Origin of the sequence: Neolewinella litorea (genome assembly GCF_004803465.1) — a bacterium.
GTDB lineage: Bacteria > Bacteroidota > Bacteroidia > Chitinophagales > Saprospiraceae > Neolewinella > Neolewinella litorea.
This window is the reverse complement of the sequence record NZ_SRSF01000001.1, coordinates 1,177,921-1,197,881: the sequence shown is the minus strand read 5'-3', so window position 1 is coordinate 1,197,881 and position 19,961 is coordinate 1,177,921. Positions and strand designations below refer to the sequence as shown.

The 19,961-nt window shown below is 59.2% G+C and carries 14 protein-coding genes and 2 tRNA genes; 4 read left to right on the top strand and 12 right to left on the bottom strand.

The features are described 5' to 3' along the window. Positions 1-75: 75 nt before the first annotated feature. Both E4021_RS04960 and E4021_RS04955 read right to left on the bottom strand, forming a co-directional pair. Complete coding sequence (locus E4021_RS04960; protein ID WP_136456924.1) at positions 76-1,476, bottom strand: DUF4270 family protein; 1,401 nt, start codon at positions 1,474-1,476, stop codon at positions 76-78. A gap of 138 nt (positions 1,477-1,614) precedes the next feature. Next, positions 1,615-2,439 (bottom strand): glycogen/starch synthase, encoded by an 825-nt coding sequence (locus E4021_RS04955; protein WP_136456922.1) that lies wholly within the window; start codon positions 2,437-2,439, stop codon positions 1,615-1,617. Positions 2,440-2,604: 165 nt separating this feature from the next. Between E4021_RS04955 and panC the strand changes: the two genes are divergently transcribed. From panC to E4021_RS04935, 4 genes are all read left to right on the top strand, one after another. Continuing rightward, entirely contained in the window at positions 2,605-3,474 is an 870-nt protein-coding gene (panC, locus tag E4021_RS04950; protein ID WP_136456920.1) for a pantoate--beta-alanine ligase, read from the top strand. A gap of 57 nt (positions 3,475-3,531) precedes the next feature. Next, positions 3,532-3,876: an aspartate 1-decarboxylase gene (gene panD / locus E4021_RS04945; protein WP_136456918.1), complete on the top strand. Its 345-nt coding sequence runs from the start codon at positions 3,532-3,534 to the stop codon at positions 3,874-3,876. Between the two features lie 87 nt (positions 3,877-3,963). Beyond that, a complete protein-coding gene (locus tag E4021_RS04940) occupies positions 3,964-4,974 on the top strand; it encodes an aspartate-semialdehyde dehydrogenase (protein WP_136456916.1) in 1,011 nt (336 codons plus the stop codon). Positions 4,975-5,084: 110 nt separating this feature from the next. Next, positions 5,085-6,533, top strand: coding sequence for a coiled-coil domain-containing protein (locus tag E4021_RS04935; RefSeq protein ID WP_136456914.1), 1,449 nt, complete (start codon positions 5,085-5,087; stop codon positions 6,531-6,533). Positions 6,534-6,550: 17 nt separating this feature from the next. Here E4021_RS04935 and ruvB read toward each other — a convergent pair whose 3' ends face one another. The 10 genes from ruvB to E4021_RS04885 form a co-directional block, all read right to left on the bottom strand. Further along, positions 6,551-7,579: a Holliday junction branch migration DNA helicase RuvB gene (gene ruvB / locus E4021_RS04930; protein WP_136456912.1), complete on the bottom strand. Its 1,029-nt coding sequence runs from the start codon at positions 7,577-7,579 to the stop codon at positions 6,551-6,553. Positions 7,580-7,982: 403 nt separating this feature from the next. Then, positions 7,983-8,056, bottom strand: a tRNA-Pro gene (locus tag E4021_RS04925). Between the two features lie 15 nt (positions 8,057-8,071). After that, positions 8,072-8,146: transfer RNA gene (locus E4021_RS04920), tRNA-Val, on the bottom strand. 75 nt (positions 8,147-8,221) lie between these two features. Then, positions 8,222-8,551 (bottom strand): DUF3467 domain-containing protein, encoded by a 330-nt coding sequence (locus E4021_RS04915; RefSeq protein WP_136456910.1) that lies wholly within the window; start codon positions 8,549-8,551, stop codon positions 8,222-8,224. Between the two features lie 47 nt (positions 8,552-8,598). Further along, positions 8,599-11,187: a type I DNA topoisomerase gene (gene topA, locus E4021_RS04910; RefSeq protein ID WP_136456908.1), complete on the bottom strand. Its 2,589-nt coding sequence runs from the start codon at positions 11,185-11,187 to the stop codon at positions 8,599-8,601. Between the two features lie 30 nt (positions 11,188-11,217). Then, positions 11,218-11,754, bottom strand: a complete 537-nt coding sequence (locus tag E4021_RS04905; protein WP_168797467.1) for an NADPH-dependent FMN reductase — start codon at positions 11,752-11,754, stop codon at positions 11,218-11,220. A gap of 375 nt (positions 11,755-12,129) precedes the next feature. Beyond that, on the bottom strand, positions 12,130-13,458 hold the full coding sequence (locus tag E4021_RS04900) for a RagB/SusD family nutrient uptake outer membrane protein (RefSeq protein WP_136456904.1): 1,329 nt from the start codon (positions 13,456-13,458) through the stop codon (positions 12,130-12,132). A 31-nt stretch (positions 13,459-13,489) separates the two neighbouring features. Next, a complete protein-coding gene (locus E4021_RS04895; RefSeq protein ID WP_136456902.1) occupies positions 13,490-16,489 on the bottom strand; it encodes a SusC/RagA family TonB-linked outer membrane protein in 3,000 nt (999 codons plus the stop codon). A 229-nt stretch (positions 16,490-16,718) separates the two neighbouring features. Continuing rightward, positions 16,719-18,383, bottom strand: coding sequence for a DNA polymerase/3'-5' exonuclease PolX (locus E4021_RS04890; RefSeq protein WP_136456900.1), 1,665 nt, complete (start codon positions 18,381-18,383; stop codon positions 16,719-16,721). 189 nt (positions 18,384-18,572) lie between these two features. Then, the gene (locus E4021_RS04885) at positions 18,573-19,931 is read right to left on the bottom strand and encodes a dihydrolipoyl dehydrogenase family protein (RefSeq protein ID WP_136456898.1); all 1,359 of its coding nucleotides are present in this window, start codon (positions 19,929-19,931) and stop codon (positions 18,573-18,575) included. Positions 19,932-19,961 lie beyond the last annotated feature (30 nt).

Genomic DNA, 19,961 nt, shown 5'->3' with positions numbered 1-19,961 from the left:
CGGATGTCAATGGACCTTACACTCAATAAAGTTCCATGCTTACTAACGAACCGGGCCGGTATAAGTTGCCCGGGCTCAATCCAGGTCGGTGAAGGTCACCCGGATTCGGGCGGGATTTACGCCGGCGGCGGGACCGTTGAGCAAGGCACGGGCGGCCCGGATTTCATTGGTCTCCAGTGGAGTAACGCGAAGATAGAGCCGGGGTGGGACTTCACCGTCGATAATCCGCTGCATATGGATCGAAAAGGCCGGCGAATACAGTCGCACATTGTCCTCGGTCTCAAGACCACCGCCCAGGAAGAAATTGACGTTGGCGTTGCTGGCCCGTGTACGGACCAGTTCCACGCGATCCTCGATAAAGAGCAGCGGCCCATCCTGGCTGGCGCGGTAAAACAGCTCCAGACGCGTGGGCAGGGGATAGTCCGAATAGGAAACCCCCTCTACATTGGCGACGGGGATTTCCAGCACCGCGCGGTTGATGACGCGGTTTTCCAGGGAGCCAATATCCTCAAGGTTGATCTCGGTCATTACGCCGCCCTGGCCGGCCACGGCGACCATCTCGTTGTCGGGGCCGGGCTCCAGCAAAGGTTCCACGAGTGAGCCGGAGTAATCGTAGTCGTTATTGGGGAGCGCCAGCAGGAAGCCCATGCGGTAGAAGGCCGGTTGTCCCGTGGAGTCCTGGAAGTAGAAGTTGAAGCCACTGTAGGGCGTCTGGTTCGCGGGTTCGGCGGCCGCCAGGGTGACAAGGGCCTGGCTGGGACCGTCGGGCGTCAGGTAAATGCCCGCGAAGTCGTCGCGGAAGGTGGAATCCGTCGTGTAGCTCTCCGCCGGCAGGGCGTCGATGCGGGCGGCGAAGTCATCGGAAAGCCGCACCCGTACGTGGGCCCGCTCGACGGCCGGACTGGTGATCGAGGTATCCCGCACCAGAGTGGCCTCCTTCGTGGCCGTGAAGGATCCGTCGTAGCCCAGGTTTGTACCCTCGGTGGGGAAGGAGTCGTCCGTGTAGTAGTCGGAAAGGAACCCGATCGGCTCGCTGATCTCGAAGGCTTGGTAGGGGAAGGTGCGCCCCGATCCGTAAAAAGCCCGCACCGTATCGATGGGTAGGATGACGACCACGGAATCGATAGTCACATTAAGCAAGCTGGCAAATTGCGGCACGATGGGCAGCCCACTGGCATTGCGCGGCAGGCGGGGCGTCAGGTAGACGCTGTGCCGGGTGGTACCGAAGGTGGGTTCCTCGATCTGGCCGAAAGTGAAGGCGCCCGGTGTCGGGACGGCCCGCTCGTCGTTGAACTGTACGCTGGTGCCGTTATAGGAAAGCAGACTGTCTTCCCGGACCACGCGGGTAGTAAAGGGAAGGTCGGTACGCTCACCTACGCTGGCCCGGTCGCTGTCGAGCAGTTCGGAACCGACCGTTATGGGGTCCGTACAGGCGTACAACAGGGAAATAAGAACTAAGGCGAAAACAACTTTCATCTGGTGTAATCTAGGGGAAAAGGGAAGCCGTCGGGCGGCAGGGGAACGGGCGGTGAAAAGTAAACGAGCCCTTTTCCGGATGCAGGAAAAGGACTCGTCGTTTTTCAGTAGAGAGGCACCGAGGGTCGGAAGGGTTGGTTACTTCTCGACTTCGGCCGCCAGCAGTTCCTTGTAGAACTCGATGCTGGCCTTGGGCGCTTCATCGCCCTGCACGTTTAGTACGGGGATGTCGGCCTTGGCCAGGGCCTCGGAGAGGCTGTCGTCAATCTCTTCGCTGCCGCGAATAACGGCGTCGCTGTACTTGATGGCACCGCGGTGGAGGGCAGGCTTGCCGTCTTCGAGGTACGGTGCCAGGTCATCTTCGCTCAGGGCGTTGATGCTGGCTTTCATGGCGAAGTCGTCGGTGATGTGGTTCTCCGGACCGCTCTGATAGAGGCTGTAGACGATCTTGCTGTTCTTGAACAGTGGTTCGTTCTTGTAGGCGGTACGCAGGTAGAAGGGGATCAGGCTCGTCATCCAGCCGTGGACGTGGATGATGTCGGGCGGCCAACCGAACTTGCGGACGGTCTCGATCACTCCCTTGCTGAAGAAGACCGCGCGGTCGGCGTTGTCTTCAAAGGGGTTGCCGGCCTTGTCGACGTGGACGAACTTCCGCTTGAAGAAGTCTTCGTTGTCGAGGAAGTAGACCTGCATCCGCACGCCCTTGTCGGGCAGGGAGGCCACCTTGATGATCAGGGGGTAATCGTCATCGTCGACGATGATGTTCATGCCGGAAAGGCGGACGACCTCGTGCAGCCGGTGGCGGCGTTCGTTGATGGTGCCGTAGCGTGGCATCAGCACGCGGATTTCCATCTGGTTTTTCTGGAGGTAGGGGGCCAGGGCCCGGACGGTAGTGGCTATCTCAGTCAGCTCCGTGTAGGGATCCATTTCCTGGGTTACAATCAGCACCTTAGTTTTGCTCATATCTTATGATCGCGTTTCAGGTTATTGACGAGCCCGACCGCCATTGCGCTCCGGCACGGGAGCCCTCGCACGGCCCCAAGGCTGGCAAAGTTACAAAATATTGCCGACACCCCCTATCTTCGCCGCCCATTAGCGGCCCCGCCGCCGGCCCAATCCGAACGGTACTTGAAAATTTTCTCCACCGCATCCGAGCTGACCACCGCGCTCGCCGCCGAACGCGCCGCCAACCGGACCATCGGCTTCGTCCCCACCATGGGAGCACTCCACGCGGGACACGCCGCCCTGGTGCGGCACAGCGCCGCCGAGCAGGCGGTAACGGTGGCCAGTATCTTCGTAAATCCTACGCAGTTCAACGACGGTCAGGATCTGGCCGCCTACCCCCGCACCCCGGATGCCGATATCCAACTGCTGCGCGAGTATGGCTGCCATTACCTCTACCTCCCGACGGTGGATGACGTGTACCCCGCCGGCCTGCAGGACAATCCCGTGGCGCATCTCGACTTTGGTCGCCTGACCACGCGCATGGAGGGCGCCAGCCGGCCCGGACACTTCGCCGGAGTGGTCCAGGTGGTAAGCCGCCTGCTCGACATCGTCCGGCCACACGTACTGTACATGGGGCAGAAAGACTATCAACAGGTCGCCGTGGTCCGCCGCATGGTCGACCTGCTGGGTCTGCAGGTGAGCGTCACGGGCGTTCCTACGGTTCGGGAAGCCGACGGACTGGCCATGAGTTCCCGCAATCGGCGCCTCAATGTTGAGGAGCGACGGGCGGCCGCCAAGATCAACCGCCACCTTTCGGCCGTGGCCGCCGGGTTGCGCTCGCACTGGCCCGCCCGCGAACTTGAGCGGCTGGCCATAAAAGGAATGCAGGCGGTACCCCTGCTCGAACCCGAATATGTCGAAGTGGTAGACGGCGATACGCTACTGCCTTATCAGGACGGTGAGCCCGTGCGCGAACTGGTGGTCGCTACCGCCGTGCGGGTCGGTGCCGTCCGACTCATAGACAACCGCATTGCCATTACCGCCAACCCTTAGTACGACCGGCGCGTTTGTATGCCGGCACCGCTTTTAGCCCAACCACCCCAACCGATTATGCTGATTCAACGCTTTAAAGGAAAGATTCACCGCGCTACCGTTACCGAGGCCAACCTCAACTACGTAGGCAGCATCACCATCGACGGTCAACTGCTCGACGCAGCCGGCATCATCGAGGGAGAAAAGGTGCAGATCGTCAACAACAACAACGGGGAGCGCATCGAAACCTACACCATCCGCGGCGAAGAGGGCTCCGGCATCATTTGCCTCAACGGCGCTGCGGCCCGTCGCTGCCAGGTCGGCGACACCGTCATCATCATCGCCTACGGTTATATGACCGAGGAGGAGGCCCTCGCCTTCGAACCCAAGGTGGCCTTCCCCGGTGAAGGCAACAAGCTCTAGGGCGCGTACGCAGGTGCCGTGCCAATCCCGGTGAGCCGTGGCTCCCGGCTATATACCTTATCTTCGACCTCCCCAAAATAATCCAGGATGAAGGTTGCCGTAGTTGGTGCCACCGGCCTCGTCGGTGGCGTGATGTTTGAAGTGCTGAAGGAGCACGACTTCCCGATTACCGAGCTGCTGCCCGTAGCCTCGGAGCGGTCCGTTGGCAAACAGATTGAGTACCGCGGCAAGTCGTATACGGTGGTGTCCCTGCAGGATGCCGTGGACGCCCGCTGCGACGTGGCCATTTTTTCGGCCGGCGGTTCGACCAGCCTGGAATGGGCCCCCAAATTCGCCGCCGTTGGTACGGTTGTCATCGACAACAGCAGCGCCTGGCGGATGGATCCCGATAAAAAGCTCGTGGTTCCGGAAGTGAACGCCGACGAGCTCACCGCCAATGACCTCATCATCGCCAACCCCAACTGCTCGACCATCCAGATGGTCGTGGCCCTGGCCCCCCTGCACCGGGCGTTCAAGATCAAGCGTTTGGTAATCTCCACCTACCAATCCTTCACGGGTACCGGCGTAAAGGCCGTGCGCCAGTACGAAGCCGAGCGCGACGGGGGCAAGAGCGAAGATCCCGCCTACCACTATCCCATCTACGAAAACTGCATTCCGCACTGCGACGTATTCCTCGATAACGACTACACGAAAGAGGAAATGAAACTGGTACACGAGACCCGCAAGATCCTCGGTGAGCCGAAACTTGCCGTCACGGCCACCGCCGTTCGCGTGCCCGTTCACGGTGGCCACAGCGAAAGCGTCAACGTCGAATTCGAGCACCCCTTCACCGTCGAGAAGGTCAGGGAGTTGCTTGCCCAGGTGCCCGGAGTGGTGGTCCAGGATGACCCCCGGTCCAACATTTATCCCATGCCCCTGCTGGCTAAGCACCGCGACGAAGTATTCGTTGGCCGCATACGGCGCGACGAAAGCATCGAAAACGGACTCAACCTGTGGATCGTGGCCGATAACCTCCGCAAAGGGGCCGCGACCAACGCCGTCCAGATCGCCGAATACCTTCTCGAGAATAACCTCATCGGTCAGCGCATCACCGCCTGACCGCCACACAATTTGTAAGTTAGCGTTGTTGCTGACATGAACCATTGCAGATAGCTCGGCTTTCAGGATCACCGCACCCGCGGACCCGCCGACTACGACAGACCATCGCCATGCGAAACCGAATTGCCGTCTGGGGGCGTGACGCCCAGGAAAAACGCGTACTGATCACCATCGAGCTCCAAGTGACCGATAACATCGTACGCATCGAAACCTTCCCCGAAAAAGTGGTGACCGACGAGGTGTACACCGCCTTCATGGAAAAGTGGAGAAAGGGGGATGAGGCCGAATTACCGGAACCCGACCGGGTGATCGCCCGCGAACTGAGCGTGTCCGAGTCCCTGCTACCGGACGACCTCCGCGCCGAGCAGACCGACATGATCCTGCGCGCCCAGACCGAATGGCATTTTCACGTTCTGAGCGAAAAACTCGCCCAGAACTACCGCAGCGAACTGGCCGAAATAGAAGACCGGATCGAGCGCGCGGGTGCCTACAGCGGTGAACTCTGGAACCAGGCCAAGGCTTTCTGGCAGAAGGTGCAGGGACAGCTCCAGGACAAAACCCTCATGCGTGAACAGGGGAACGAACTGCGCAAGCGCTCCGACGCCGTCTTTGCGCGCCTCAAAGAACTGCGGCAGGCGGTCAATGCCCAATACGAAGCGGAATCCGCCAAGCAAAAGGAGAAATTCGCCAAATTGCTGGAGGGACTGGAGACCCGCATCGAAGAAGGAACCCATCTCAACAAGGTGTTCCAGGAACTGCGGGACGTGCAGCGCAAATTCCACGGCGTCAAATTCACCAAGGAGGACCGTGACGCCATCTACGGACGTATCGACGCGGCCTTCAAGACGGTGAAGGAGAAACGCGGCCAGGGAAGCGGTGACAAAGCGGCCGGCGGCGGTGCCATCGGTCGCAACGAAGCGCGCTACCAGGGACTGATGAAGGCCATGGAACGGATGCGCAAGAGCATCGGACGCGATGAGGAAGACCTGAAATTCGAGCGTCGGCGCATCGAGCGTACTGACGGGCAGCTTGAGGCCCAGATCCGGCAGGCCAAGATTGTCATGATCGAGAGCCGTATCGCCAGCAAGAATGAGAAGCTCGCCGATATGGTCAAGACCCAGACCATGCTGGAAGCCCGAATGGAAAAGGACAAGCAGCGGGCGGAAAAAGAAGCACGCAAGGCCGCCGAGCGCCAGGCCAAAGCGGCAGCCAAGGCCAAGATTGCCGCCTCCATGCAGGACCGCAATCTCTCACCCGAAGAGGAAGCCAAACTGAAGGCCGCCGCGGAAGCCATCAAAGCGGGTAAAAAGCAGGCCAAGGCCGACCGCAAGTCGATGAAGTCTGCCCCCCCGGGCGATCACGTCGCCAATTTCGCGGCTTTGAGCCAGGTGTTGGCCGGCGAGGTCCACGTACCCCGGAAAGAACGTACCGCCGCACCTTCGCTGCTTAGTAAGGCTACCGAGCGGATCGATCAGGCGGTCGACACCGCGGAGCACGAAGTGCAGAAGGTAGTGGACACGGTGAAAGCCGCCGCCCAGGTACTTTCAGAGGAAGAATAAAGAGCGCCGGAAGGGCCCTAAAATTCGAAAAGCGTATTCGCCGTACCCGGCGGGGTAGCTCCGATATGGTAGTAGGCCTTTTCGGTTGCCTGCCGCCCCCGGGGCGTGCGCATCAGGTAACCTTCCATAATCAGGAAAGGCTCATGAACCTCCTCAATGGTGCCGGTCTCCTCACCGACAGCGGTAGCGATGGTGGACAGTCCTACCGGGCCGCCCTTGAATTTGTGGATGATGGCGTCCAGGATCTTGTTGTCCATTTCGTCCAGTCCGCCCTCGTCGACGTTGAGCGCCGCCAGGCCGTAGTCGGCGATCTCCTTATCAATGGTGCCGTTGCCCTTGACCTGAGCAAAGTCGCGGATGCGTCGCAGCAGGGCGTTGGCGATCCGCGGCGTACCCCGGCTGCGGCGGCCAATCTCCTGGGCCCCTTCGTCGGTGATGGGGACGTGGAGGATCTCGCAGGATCGCTTGATGATCGACACGAGCGTAGCCACGTCGTAGTAATCCAGCAGGCAGTTGATGCCGAAACGGGCGCGCATCGGTGCGGTGAGCAGGCCCATACGGGTGGTGGCGCCCACCAGCGTGAAGGGGTTCAGGGATATCTGGACCGACCGGGCATTGGGGCCGCTGTCGATCATGATGTCAATGCGGTAATCCTCCATAGCCGAGTAGAGATACTCTTCCACTACGTTATTCAGGCGGTGAATCTCATCAATGAAGAGCACATCGCCCTCGTTCAGGTTGGTCAGCAAGCCAGCCAGGTCGCCGGGTTTCTCGAGTACCGGGCCGCTGGTGAGCTTCAATTCCGCCCCCAGTTCGTTGGCGATGATGTGGCTGAGGGTAGTCTTGCCGAGACCGGGAGGCCCGTGCAGCAAGACGTGGTCGAGAGAGTCGCCCCGCTGCACGGCTGCCTGGATGAATACCTTCAGGTTCTGGACGATCTTCGGCTGACCGCTGAATTCACTTAGGCTGTCGGGCCGAAGGGCACGCTCCATGGCCCCGTCCTCGGGGGATAGGTGAGCGGCGGTAGGGTTCAAATGCTCATTCATACCCGCACAAGATACGACACATTTTGTGGCAAAAAGCACCGGAAAAGATACCGGCCGACGATACCTTCTTCAATTCTCGGTTTAATGCCACCAGTCGGGGGTAGTGGTTCAAATCAATTCATCTTCTACCATGGTACCGTTGGTTTTCGGGATTAGCAAGGGCGCCGGCGCGAAGCAAGCGATGACGCGGTTATGGAATATGTCGGTATCCTGGGTGATTGGTAATCCAAAGATAGGGTAGGGGTGATGGGGCAGAAAAGGACACTTTCCCCGCTTCCGTTCCAGTCCTTGGGACGACGGAAGACAGCGAAATATCGGTAGCCGCTTGATCCACAGCTCATTACGTACAGGGTAAAATGAGAAAAGGCCAACTTGCTAAGCAAGCTGACCTTCTCACGTGGTGTCGGGATGACTGGATTCGAACCAGCGGCCCCACGCCCCCCAGGCGTGTGCGCTACCGGGCTGCGCCACATCCCGAACTCTTCTTATGGGTGGTCGATACTGGATTCGAACCAGTGACCTCTGCAATGTCAATGCAACGCTCTAAACCAACTGAGCTAATCGACCCTGTAAAGCTAAGCGGCTGCAAATATACAACTACCGGACAGAGCGCAAAAAGTTCTACCCGATAATTTCTCCTATTTACGCCTGTGCGGTGGGCGTGAAGGAGGTAGGTGGAAACTGCGGACCGTTGCCACCGCTGCTGTTGTTGATGACGCCGAACTGCCGTTCGTACTTCTGGACATTATCCGCCAGGGCGGCCAGCAATCGTTTGGCGTGCTCAGGCGTTAGGATGACCCTGCTTTTCACCTTCGCTTTCGGGGCGTTGGGCACGATGCGCACGAAGTCCACGACGAACTCCGAACTGGAATGGGTGATGATGGCCAGGTTAGAGTATACGCCTTCGGCGATGTCCTCGGGAAGGTCGATGCTCAACTGGTTCTGCGGTGTTTTCTTGTTGTCCTCTGCCATGGCGGGTATTGTTGCCCGGGGACCTGCGCCCCCGGGTCATAAGGTGGTTACTTCTTTTTGGCCGCGGCCGCTTTCCGTTTTGCGGGGGCTTTCTTCTTCGCGGCGGGTTTCTTGGCCTTGCTCTTGAAAGCATTCGGCACTTGCTCCTCGATGATCTTCTTCACCTCGTCGAGCGAAAGTTCGGCGGCCTGTTCGCGGCTCATCTTCTTGCCGTCGACGGTGGGCAGCTTCAGTGACTTCTTCTTGAAGCGGATGAAGGGTCCCCAGCGGCCCTGCTCGATGTCGATTTTATCTTCCTCGAACCGCTGAATATACCGATTGGCTTCCTTTTCTTCCTTGGCCTGGATGAGCTCGGTCATATCTTCCGTGCTGAGGTTGTCGGGGTCGTAGCGCTTGGGTATGTTGACGAACATCCCGTTCCATTTCAGGAAGGGACCGAAGCGGCCTTCGCCCTGGGTGACGGGCAGTCCTTTGTAAGTCATTACCGGCTCGTCGGCCTTTTTCTTTGCCGCCACCAGCGCCTTGGCGTCGCTGAGGGTGGTCGAGTGGGGGTCATCGCCTTTGGGCAGACTGATGAAGTCTTCCCCCCAACGGATGTAAGGCCCGAAGCGGCCGATGCCGACGGCGGTTTCCCGACCATCGATCTCACCGAGAACCTTCGGCAGGTCAAAGAGGGGCAGGGCGGCCTCTAGTTCGATCTCCTCCATGCTCACGCCGCTGGGCAGGTTGGCGTAGCGGGGCTTTTCTTCTGGTACCAGTTCGTCCGGGGCACCCAACTGCACCACGGGGCCGTTGCGACTGAGGCGTACCAGAACGGTCTTGCCGGTGGCGGGGTCGTTGCCGAGGATCCGTTCTCCGGTGACGCGGTCCGCGCTTTCGGTGGTTTCCTCCACGTTCTCGTGGAAGGGGTGGTAGAAATCTTCCAGCATCTGGGTCCAGGTGACCAGGCCTTCCGCCACTTCGTCGAACTTGTCCTCGATCTCAGCGGTGAACTGGTAGGTCATCACGTCCTGAAAATGCTCGTCTAGGAAGTCGCTGACTGCCATCCCGATGTCGCTGGCGAAAAGACGGTTCTTTACCGTGCCGGTGATCTCGGTTTTCTGTTCGTGGCTGATGCTACCCTCCTTCAGGGTAAGTACGTCGAAAGACCGTTCCTCACCGTCCCGGTTTTCGCGGGTGACGTACCCCCTTTTGGGGTCCATGATCTTGGAAACGGTAGGGGCGTAGGTAGAGGGACGACCAATTCCCAGTTCTTCAAGTTTCTTGACCAGGCTGGCTTCCGTGTAGCGGACGGGCGGCCGGGTGAAACGCTGCGTGGCCGTCATTTCGCGGAGTGGCAGTATCTGGCCTTTCGACAGCGGGGGGAGGATGCCTTCAGTGGTTTCGTCCTCTTCATCGTCGTCGTTGCTTTCGATGTAGAGCTTGAGGAATCCGTCGAACTTCAGGACCTCACCCTGGGCACGCAGGCGTGCATCGGGGGCCTTGTCGATGGCAATGTGGACGGTGGTCTTTTCCAGCTCGGCGTCGGCCATCTGGGAGGCCATGGTTCGCTTCCAGATCAGCTCGTAGAGCCGCTGCTCGTCGCGGTCGCCCTGCCGAATGGTATGGCGGTCGACGTAGCTTGGGCGAATCGCTTCGTGCGCTTCCTGGGCGTCCTTTTTCTTGCTTTTGAAGCGACGGACCTTGCTGTACTTGGCGCCGTACTCCTTGGTCACCTCACTCTCGATTGCCTGCAGGGCGGTTTCCGAAAGGCTGATGCTGTCGGTACGCATGTAGGTGATCAGACCGGCTTCGTACAGTCGCTGCGCGGTGCGCATCGTCCGCTCCACGTTCATGTAGAGCTTGCGGCTGGCTTCCTGTTGCAGGGTGGAGGTGGTGAAGGGGGGTGCCGGTTTCCGTTTAGCGGGCTTTACCTCGATGTCGCTGATGCTGAATTCGGCACCTACGCAGCGCTTCAGGAAAGCTTCGGCGCTTTCCCGATCGTCGAATCGATCGGGAGAATCGGCTTTAAGTTCAACTTCTTTTCCTTGCTCGTTGCGCACGGTGAAGATGGCGTTGACCCGGAAGAAGGGTGTCGACTCGAAGTTCATGATCTCCCGCTCCCGTTCTACGACGAGCTTTACGGTAACGGACTGCACGCGTCCGGCGCTGAGGCCGAATTTCACTTTCTTCCACAGTACACCGGAGAGCTCGTAGCCAACCAGGCGGTCGAGCACGCGGCGCGCCTGTTGGGCATTGACCAGGTTCACGTCGACCGTACGGGGGTTGTTGATGGCGGCTTTGATGGCCGGCGGGGTGATCTCGCGGAACACGATCCGTTTGGTAGAGTCGACCGGTAGCTTGAGCACTTCGCAAAGGTGCCAGCTGATGGCCTCTCCTTCGCGGTCTTCGTCGGTCGCGAGCCAAACGGTATCGACCTTGCTCACGGCTGCCTTCAGTTCCTTGACCACTTTACGCTTCTCCGGGGAGACAACGTACTTGGTGGCAAAATTGCGGGAAACGTCCACGGCTCCGTCACCTTTATCCAGATCACGTACGTGGCCGAATGATGATTTTACGGTATAATCCTTTCCTAAGATCTTTTCAATAGTCTTCGCTTTCGCGGGAGACTCGACAATCAGTAAATTCTTTGACATATATGTTGTGCTTCCTCTAGGATTACGGTTCTAGGCGGCAATTAGTTGTTCAGCGTGAAGCCGAAGTGCGTTTTTCGTGTCGGCGTCGGTCAGCTCGTCCCCCGTCAGCAGATTCTCGATCCCGGAGATGGGAAGGCGGTTGGGCAATACCCAGGCCCCCATATGCGCGAAAACGTCGGCCAGGTGGTCCATACCCCGCAGGTTGCCGGCGCGCCCGGAGGCTACCCCGATCAGGGCGACGTGTTTGCCGCTGAAATTGCCGGCATAGTCCAGAACGGAGATGCCGTCCAGGAAAAGTTTCAGGACACCCGGATAGCTGCCGTTGTATTCGGGCACGAAGACGGCAAATTTTCTGGTGGGTTGAATGTATTCGCGCTGCAGCTTGTGCAGGTCGGGATCCCCGGGCTTACCCTGGTACATTTCCTCCTGCAGGTACCCGTGGTGGATATCGGCCATGTCCAGCAAGCGTGGCGACTGCCCCATCTCCCGCAACACCTCGACGAAGTACTCGGCAAACAGCAGTGTTCGGCTTTCGGGACGGTTGGTTCCGGAAATGACGGTTATCATGGGGAAGGGCGTTAGGCAGTGCAAACGTAGTACAATTTTGCCGGCCATTGGGTTACCACAGTCCCCGGCACCCGCGTCCGCGCCCTATAAACGACTGCCCGTCCGGCGAAGGATAAACCAAACGACCCCCAGAAGGGAAGGCGCCCACAGCCATGGGGTAAGCGTGAAGCCCAGGGTGTATCCACCGCCTCTACCACCGGAAATATTGGCACAGGTGATCCCTGCGGTGATGTCGATCAGTAGGCAAACCAGAATGACTACCAAGAAAACTTGTCGCAAGTGAAGATGACGCATAAGGTAAACCGTATGATCCAATATACAACGCCCCGCTTCGAAACCGAAGCGGGGCGTTGATCCAATATTAGGCTTAACGGCCTAGCAGTTGCAGCAACCGTTTTGCTCCAGGGCAGGGTTACGGTCAATTTCCCGCTGGGGCAGGGGCCATACGTCGTCGCAGGGATCGTAGCCGCCGGGGCCGAAGATCTCCAGGGCGCGACCCATACGGCGAACGTCCCAGAGGCGGTGGCCGCTTTCCAGGGCCAGTTCTACGAAGCGCTCCTGCAGGATGGCGTCCTCGAAGTTCTCGGCGTTGAGTTCGATGTCGTCCAGACCGGCACGGTTACGCACCATATTGATCATTTCGGTGGCGGTTTCGAAGTCTCCCAGGCGGGCCGAAGCCTCGGAAATGATGAGTACCATCTCCGCTCCGCGGATGAAGCGGATGGGGTCGGTCTGTGAACCGGAGGAAGCGTTGAAATCGTCGTACTTGACACCATAGAAAGTGCCGTCAAGGGTATCGATCGTGGCGTCTTTCCGCAGGTCACCTTCCTCAAAGGCGTTGATCAGCTCGCTGGAGGGCGAAATGCTGAGGCGGCCATTCAGGGCGGAGGGAGCGTAGAAGAAGGCGAGGCTGTTGCCGTCGGTGGAGCTGTACTTCAGGAACCAGATTTCGTCCTCCATGTAGGGGATGCTGGTCAGGTCGTAATCTTCACCGATGGCCAGGGTAGCGTAGTCAATGGCGTCCTGCCAGCGTTCCTGGTACAGAGCGACGCGAGCCAGCAGCGCGTTGGCGGCGGCCTTGGTCATGCCGAGGGTAATGTCATCCTGCAGGTTGGCAGCGGCGAACTCCAGGTCGGAAATGATCTGGGCGTACACGGCCGAAGCGGGGTCCTTGGGGACGTTCAGTTCCTCGCCCACGCCCCGGGTGGGGGTGAGGATGAGGGGTACATCACCCCAACCGAGAACGAGCTCGAGGTAGGCGAAAGCGCGACCGAAGCGGGCTTCGGCCAGGATGCTGTTGCGGAAAGCTTCATCGGTCAGGGTAGGATCTTCCACACTGGGCAGGATCTCGAGGATGTTATTCGCTACGTTGATCGTGTAATAGTGGGAGGAGAACATGCCGGCCAGGGTGGAGTTGCCGGTCTGTACACTGTAGATGTCGAACTCTTCGCGGGTAGGGAAGGTGCCGGTCCAGTCGGCTTCGTCGCTGTAGTACTGGTATCCGGCCAGGTGGCGGTCGAAGCTATTGTCCTGCAGGGCGTCGTATACACCGGCGCGGGCGGCACGGGCCGAAGTGGCGTCGGTGATGGCGGCCTCTGCGGGCACGGCGTCAATGGGGTCGATGGCATCCATATCGAAGTAGTCACACGAGGTGAACCCGACCAGGAAGACCAGCCAGATGAGGCTGTTATATTGCTTTAACATAATTGTAATTTGAGTTTCTTGGAGTGAAAGACTAGAGCCCGATGTTGATGCCAAATTCTACCGTACGTCCCACGGGGGAGGTCAGGAAGTCGGTACCGAGGGCTACGTTGGAGTCACCGAAGGAGTTAACCTCGGGGTCAAACCAGCTGTAATCGGTCCAAGTGATCAGGTTCGTGCCACGAACGTAGAGGCGCAGGGCGCGGAAGTTGATGGCGTCGAGAACGCTGCTCGGCAGGTTGTAAGAGAAGGTGGCGGTCTTCAGGCGCACGAACGATCCGTCTTCGACGAAGCGGTCGCTGTCCTGGCGGTTGTTGCTGGCGCCGGATCCGCCGGTGATGCGGGGGAAGACGTTGCCGTCTCCTTCCTCACGCCAGGCGTTTTCGTAAGCCCGTACGGTGGGGGCGAAAACGCTGTTCAGGCCTTCGGCGAAGGCGAGGTTATTGTTGTACACCTCGTTGCCCAGGTTGAACTGGAAGAAGAACGACAGGCCGAAGTTTTTGTAGTTCAGCTTGTTGTCTACACCGCCGGTGAAGTCGGGCAGGGCGTTACCGATGAAGGTGCGGTCGTCGTCGTTGATGATGCCGTCGCCGTTCTGGTCAACAAAGCGGATGTCGCCGGGGGCAACACCAGTCTGGTAGTCGCGGTCGTCGTTCAGGGCGTTGACGGCGTCGATCTCGGCCTGGTTCTGGAAGATACCGTCGGTCTCGTAGCCAAAGAAGCTGCCGATGGGCTCACCAACGGCCAGGCGGGTAGCGAAGCCGAAGTCCTGCGGCTGGTCCTCGTAGAGAGACAGCACTTCGTTCTTGTTGACGGCACCAAAGAGGGTGGTGGTCCAGTCGAAGTCCGTTTCTTGTACGTTCACGAAGGTTAGCGAAGCCTCAACACCGACGTTACGCATGTCGCCAATGTTCTGGGGGACTACCGAGAAACCGGAGGTCGTCGGGATGGGGCGGTTCAGGATCAGGTCGGAGGTGTTCTTGACGTAGAAGTCGAAGGTGGCTCCGATGCGGTTGTTAAGGAAACCGGCGTCAACGCCGATGTCAAACTGCGCGGTGCTTTCCCAGATCAGGTCGGGGTTACCGATCTGCGAGGGCACGATACCCGGGGCATCGAGGTAGGTAGCGCCGCCGGCGTAGAGCTGGCGGGTGGTGAAGTTGCCGATGTTGTTGTTACCGGTCAGGCCGAAGCTGGCGCGCAGTTTCAGCAGGTCGATGTTGCCGAGGTTTCCGCCGTTGGCGAAGTTGTAACCGGCAGCGAGGCCGGGGAAGATGCCCCAACGGTCGTTGATGAAGCGGCTGGATCCGTCAGCGCGCACCGAACCGGACAGGTACAGGCTGCTGCCGAAGTTGAAGTTGACGTTGGCAATGTAGCTGTGCAGCACGTCGCCGGACAGGTCGCCGGTAACGGAGGCCGGGTTGGCGGCGGCGTCGGCGCTGGGGAAGTTGTTGGTAGGTACGTCGTTGGTCACGAAGTAGTTGCGAACGATGTCGTCGCGCTGGAAGATGGCACCGGCAACGGCCGTGAACTGGGTGGTTCCGAAGGAACCGTTGTAGTTCATGGTGTATTCGTTGATCAGACGGGTGTTGGTCGTCGAACCTTCGGCGATCTGGCCATTGGCACTCGACTGCAGGGTGCTGGGCTCGAATACCTTCTCACGGAGACTGGCAATGTCGGCACCGAGTTTGGCGGTGAACGACAGCTCGTTGAGCAGGTAGTAGGTAGCCGCAACGTTTCCGATAAGGCGGTTGGTGATCAGGCGGTTCTGGTACTCGGTGGTAGCCGCGATGGGGTTCTCCAGGCCGAAGACCGATCCGAAGGTGCCATCAGCGTTGCGGATGGGGACGGTGGGGGGCAGCAGGATGGCCGAAGAGGTGGCTCCGTAAATGTTGTTGTCGTTTTGGATCAGCTTGTTGTTGCTGTTCGTGTACCCCAGGTTGAAGGTGGTGACCATCTTGTCGGTGGGGTTGTGGCTCAGGTTCAGACGGGTGCTGTAGCGGCGGAACCGGGTGCCGTTCAGGGCGCCCTGGTTGTCGTCGTAGCTGAGGGCCGTGTAGAACTTGGTCTTGGCGTCGCCACCCGACATCGATACGTCGGTGCTTACGATGGGGTTGCGGTCGTAGATCAGATCCTGCCAGTTGTTGTACACGCTGGTATCCAGGCCGGAGCTCAGTGCGCTGATGTTCCGCGTTCCGTAACGCTCCTCGATGTAGTCGGTGTAGCCTTTGTTGTCAACGACCTCGATCAGCTTGATGGGCTCGTTGAAGCCGTAAGAACTGTTGATGTCGAACTTGGTCTTGCCGGCCTTACCCGACTTGGTGGTAATCAGGACAACACCGTTGGCAGCCCGGCTACCGTAGATGGCCGTGGTGGACGCGTCCTTCAGGATTTCCATCGATTCGATGTCCGAAGGGTTGATGTCGGCCAGGGCGTTGGTTCCCTGTCCACCGATGCCCGTCTGGGCGAAGTCTCCAGAGATGACCGGTACTCCGTCAACGACGAAGAGGGGCTCGTTGGAGGCGGTGATGGAAGTAGAACCCCGGACGCGGATGTTGTAGCCGGCACCGGGGGCACCGCTGCTCTGCTGGACCACTACGCCGGCGGCGTTGCGGAGGGCAGACTGAACGGTAGATCCGGCCTGCACGTCGATGTCCTCAGCGCTGATGGAGGATACGGAGCCGACCAGGTCCTTCCGCTTAACGGGGGAGTAACCGATAACGAGAACCTCGTCGAGGCCGATGCCGTCCTCGGTAAGGATGATCTGGTAGTCGGTCTGTCCTTCCAACAGGTCTACGACCTGGCTGGAGAAGCCGGTGTAGGAGATGGTCAGAGAGTTGGCGACCGGGGGCACGGCGAGCGAGAAGTTACCGTCGATGTCGGTAACGGTACCGGTGGACGTTCCGGTGACCAGCACGGTAGCACCGATGAGGCCCATTCCGGACTCATCCACCACCGTTCCGGTGATTTGCTGCGCGTGCAGGGCGCTGACACTCCCCAGGAGGAGCACCCACACAATTAGTTTAAATGACTTCATACTGTGGTTTGATTAGTAAGAATTGGTTGATTGGGTCCCGGGTACTTGTCCAAAACATAGTTTGGAAAATGAACCGGGATAGAGAAAAAAATACACGTTTGCCTAATGCTCTCCGAATAACCTTTACCGGCGACTTAACGCTGCCAGAGCGATTGATTGAAATCGGAAATTGTCGGGACAACTACCGGGCCGCAAATATATAAAAAGGGATTTGCCGAGACTCGCTTATCTAAGATTTGGTTGTACTGCAGCCGGCAAAACGCAGGAGATTTTCGGCGCTTCCGGCGTTCAGGCACTGCTCCGGGGTAAGACCCCCCTTGCGCGCCGCTACCACGCCCCACCGGATGTCATCGATGCCCCCCGTGCTGTGAGCGTCGGGATTGATGCTGATGGGTACGCCGCGCTCGCGAGCGTAGGGCAACCAGGACCAGTCGAGGTCCAGGCGGTAAGGGTTGGCGTTCAGTTCGATGGCTACGCCGTGCTCCGCGCAGGCGTCAATCACCCGGGCGTGATCGATAGGGTAGCCTTCCCGGCTGAGCAGCAGGCGGCCGGTAGGGTGTCCCAGAATGGTAGTGCTGGGGTGGCGGATCGCGGTGAGCAGTCGCTGGGTGGCGCGTTCCTTGTCCATATTCAGGTTGCTGTGAATGGAGGCGATAACTACCTCAAAGCCAGCCAGTAACTCTTCGTCGTAGTCCAGGCTTCCGTCCGATAGGATATCGCATTCGGTGCCTTTGATGATTCGGAATGGTGCAAGGTCCCGGTTCAGGTCGTCGATTTCCCGCCACTGCTCCCTGACGCGATCGGGCTTCAGTCCGTTGGCGTAAAAGGCCGCCTGCGAGTGGTCGGTGATGAGGATGTATTCGTAACCCTTGTCGCGCGCCGCTTCGGCCATTTGCCGCAGGGAATGTATGCCGTCGCTGTAGGTGGTGTGGACGTGGACCACCCCGCGGATGTCTTGTTCGGTTACCAGTTCGCTGCTTGGCGATGCGGCCTGGGCTGGATTCAGGAACCACGCTTCCTCGCGCAATTCGGGGGCTATCCACTGCACCTGCGCCCGCGCAAAAACGGCGTCCTCCGTCGGCAAGCCCGAGAAGTCAGTCTCCGGAAACCGCTCAACGAAGGCCCGCAAAAATTCCTTGCTTCCGGTGTACCGAAATTGCTTGCTGCCAAAGTTCTCCGGCGCACAGTGGTAGAAGGTAAAGGGGAGGTCATCGATCGCGCCCTGCGTGCGCTCCTCGTCAATTTCGTTCACATTCAGGCCGGGAATTTTGGCGACAAGCGCGGGTGCCAGGGTCGTCAACAGTTCAATGCCGGAGAGGGTAGGGCAGCCGCGCCGCAGGGCCCCGGTAGGCTCGAAACGTTCGGTGGGGTGCAGTTCCCTTAGTTGTTCCAAAAGGGCCTCGCTCGCCAGGGCAATGGTGCGGTAAAGGAAGCGGCCGCGGCTTTTTTGCAGGAACTCAAGTTTGTGCTTGAGGGTTTCCTGGGTCTTGAGCCCGAAGCCTTTGAGTTCGACTAGCCGGTTCTCGTTGATCGCGTAAAGAAGCTGGCCGACGGTGGTGACGCCTAGGCCGTCCCAGACCGCTTTGACCTTTTTCGGTCCGAAGCCACTGATGTGAAGCATTTCCCGGACGCCCTCAGGAGTCTGGGCGCGCCACTTTTCGAGGGTTTCCATTGTGCCGGTGGTGGCCAACTCGTGGATCTTGTCGGCGATCGCTTTGCCCACCCCTTCGAGCTCCTGCAATTCTTCCGGGCTCATCGTAGCCAGGTTGCGCTCGACCTTCCGCAGTTTGTTGTAGGCATTGGTGTAGGAGCGGATCTTGAAGGGGTTGTCGCCGTGCAGCTCCATGAGCTTGCCCAGTTCGCGAAAGTGGCTGGCGATCTCGGGATTGGTCATGCTGCGAAGGTAATGGGTGGTGGGAAAAGGGAGATGACGAGAAGCGGGAGGTGTCAGAGTGGCAGACGTCCGACGTCTGCCACTTTGTCATAATTTAAAAGCTTGGTTTCGCTAGCTATCAAGCCTGTAATTTTGGCAGACGTCCGACGTCTGCCAATAAGACATATCTCCACCGTCAAATTCTAACCCCTACGCCTTGACCATCGACTGCACCATAGAAGCCGCCGTCGGATAAGCGAAGATCATATGTTGCAAATCCTGGATCAGGATCTTCTGGCGGATAGCTACGTATAGCAGGTTAATAAGTTCCGTTGCGTCGGGACCCAACAGGTGGGCGCCTACCACGACCCCTTTGTCGTCGTCCACGAACACTTTAAAGGCGGAAACCGAGGCATTGAGGTGCCGCGGGTGGAACCAATCGGTATTGACCCTAAAATGGGTGCTGATATTGCGGCCGGAACCTTCCACTTCTTCGGCCGTCATGCCTACGGCGGCCATACCGGGAAGGGCGAACGCCACCGTTGGAATAGGATAGTAGTCTAGATCGCGATCCCCCTCGAAAAACAGGTTGTCGTTAAGTACCGCGGAGGCATGACTGGCCACCGGAGTCAAGGGCAGTCCGGTGCCGGCGCAATCGCCCAGTGCGTATACGTGGGACAAGTTGGTACGCAAGCGGCGGTCCACCTTGATGCGCCCCTTTTCATCGGTTTCAATACCGGCCCCCTCCAGGTTCAGCCGCTCCGTATTGGCGATCCGGCCCGCGCAGTGGATTACCCTGTCGGTTCTGACCGTAGTTCGCTGGCCACCGGCGTCCTCGATCTCTACGGCAAAACGGTCCTCGGCTTGTTTTACGGCCACTACGCGGCTGTTTAAGTGATAGCGCATACCACGGTCTTCATCCGCTTGGCGGAGCAGGTCGGCGAGGTCATCGTCAAACTTCTCCAGGGGCGTGGGGCCCGTCGCCACCACCGTGACCTGGCATCCCAATGCCTGACTGATGTGGGCTATTTCGGTGCCGATATACCCGCCGCCCACGATCACCATTTCGGCCGACAGGTCCGGCATGTCCAGAAAATCGTCGCTCGTTAGCAGGTGCTCACTCCCCGGAATGTCGAGTGGGGCCGGACGCATGCCTGTAGCCAGTATGATGGTATCCGCCCGTACGGTCGTGCCTCCGATCTTCAAAGTATGCTCGTCGACAAAGCTTGCGTAATCCTGGTACACCTCGACCCCGCTCTCCCGCATGCGCTGCCGACTCTTTTCCGGAATGGGTTCGGTGAAACTGCGCTTCCAGTTCATCAGGTCTTCCCAGGCGAAGCCCGGAGCACGCGTGAATCCCTTGCCGCTCAGCCGGTGCAGCCGGTACATCGTCTCCGCGGCGGCGTGCAGGACGAGTTTGGGGTCACACCCGCGCAGGGGGCAGGTGCCTCCGTAGGCCCTTCCCTCCGCAATGGCGACCGTCTTCCCGGCCTTGGCGGCGGCGACGGCTACGGACTGCCCGGCCGACCCGGCCCCGACGACCAGGATTTCATAATGCTTGTTTGACATACGTAATGCTTAATTCCAACTCACCGTACC

What these genes read in the sequence shown, in the direction of transcription:
- E4021_RS04890 (WP_136456900.1), bottom strand. Translation starts at nt 18,383, where the DNA reads ATGACCAATCCCGAGATCGCCAGCCACTTTCGCGAACTGGGCAAGCTC.
- E4021_RS04895 (WP_136456902.1), bottom strand. Translation starts at nt 16,489, where the DNA reads ATGAAGTCATTTAAACTAATTGTGTGGGTGCTCCTCCTGGGGAGTGTC.
- E4021_RS04940 (WP_136456916.1), top strand. Translation starts at nt 3,964, where the DNA reads ATGAAGGTTGCCGTAGTTGGTGCCACCGGCCTCGTCGGTGGCGTGATG.
- E4021_RS04905 (WP_168797467.1), bottom strand. Translation starts at nt 11,754, where the DNA reads ATGATAACCGTCATTTCCGGAACCAACCGTCCCGAAAGCCGAACACTG.
- panD (WP_136456918.1), top strand. Translation starts at nt 3,532, where the DNA reads ATGCTGATTCAACGCTTTAAAGGAAAGATTCACCGCGCTACCGTTACC.
- E4021_RS04900 (WP_136456904.1), bottom strand. Translation starts at nt 13,458, where the DNA reads ATGTTAAAGCAATATAACAGCCTCATCTGGCTGGTCTTCCTGGTCGGG.
- E4021_RS04935 (WP_136456914.1), top strand. Translation starts at nt 5,085, where the DNA reads ATGCGAAACCGAATTGCCGTCTGGGGGCGTGACGCCCAGGAAAAACGC.
- E4021_RS04960 (WP_136456924.1), bottom strand. Translation starts at nt 1,476, where the DNA reads ATGAAAGTTGTTTTCGCCTTAGTTCTTATTTCCCTGTTGTACGCCTGT.
- topA (WP_136456908.1), bottom strand. Translation starts at nt 11,187, where the DNA reads ATGTCAAAGAATTTACTGATTGTCGAGTCTCCCGCGAAAGCGAAGACT.
- E4021_RS04885 (WP_136456898.1), bottom strand. Translation starts at nt 19,931, where the DNA reads ATGTCAAACAAGCATTATGAAATCCTGGTCGTCGGGGCCGGGTCGGCC.
- E4021_RS04915 (WP_136456910.1), bottom strand. Translation starts at nt 8,551, where the DNA reads ATGGCAGAGGACAACAAGAAAACACCGCAGAACCAGTTGAGCATCGAC.
- E4021_RS04955 (WP_136456922.1), bottom strand. Translation starts at nt 2,439, where the DNA reads ATGAGCAAAACTAAGGTGCTGATTGTAACCCAGGAAATGGATCCCTAC.
- ruvB (WP_136456912.1), bottom strand. Translation starts at nt 7,579, where the DNA reads ATGAATGAGCATTTGAACCCTACCGCCGCTCACCTATCCCCCGAGGAC.